This window comes from Paraburkholderia sp. SIMBA_053 (genome assembly GCF_046534895.1).
GTDB lineage: Bacteria > Pseudomonadota > Gammaproteobacteria > Burkholderiales > Burkholderiaceae > Paraburkholderia > Paraburkholderia caledonica.
Genome location: NZ_JAWRXU010000867.1, coordinates 1 through 265 on the forward strand (window position 1 = coordinate 1; position 265 = coordinate 265).

1 protein-coding gene is annotated in these 265 nt (G+C 64.2%); it reads right to left on the bottom strand.

Annotated features, from left to right (window positions below):
• Positions 1–265 (bottom strand): hypothetical protein (locus SB753_RS38065; RefSeq protein ID WP_410805293.1); only part of this gene is annotated, 265 nt, incomplete at both ends.

The following is a 265-nucleotide window of genomic DNA, read 5'->3' on the forward strand; positions in this document are numbered from 1 at the left end:
TCCTCGGACTGCCATCCTGACCTGTGCCTGACACGGTCGCGACCAGGATGCCGCCGTCAGCGACGAATCCGCTGTCTGTCAGTTCCAGGACCGGCAACTGCTCGATACGGAAGCGGACGTCGGCGACCGCAGCGAACTCGGTGCCCCACGGGATACTGATCCCGCATCTGTCCGGAACGATGTCATCGGCGAGGTCCGCAGACGTGCACTCCTCGAGGTGGTCGTCCAGCGTCTGTTGTGCGGCTGTCCGCACATCGGTCTCATG